Consider the following 238-nt stretch of genomic DNA (forward strand, 5'->3'; position numbering starts at 1 on the left):
GATTTAGCTTCTGTTTTTTGTTGAGCAGGTTTTTCTTCTGATGACGAAGCTGCTTTTGGAGCACCAACTCCCGAAACATCTGTTCCTTCAGGTCCGATGATTGCTAAAACCGAATCAACAGGAGCTGCACCACCTTCTTCAACACCTTGCTTCAACAATACTCCGTTGAACTCCGATTCGAAATCCTGAACTGCTTTGTCTGTTTCGATTTCTGCAAGAAGGTCTCCTTCTTTTACAG

The 238-nt window shown here is 43.7% G+C and carries 1 protein-coding gene; it reads right to left on the bottom strand.

Translation table 11 applies throughout. The features are described from left to right. Positions 1-238 (bottom strand): biotin/lipoyl-containing protein (locus ACPYOJ_RS36660; RefSeq protein WP_481420582.1); only part of this gene is annotated, 238 nt, incomplete at both ends.

It is taken from the genome of Rhizobium sp. SVR5-9E, assembly GCF_056755095.1.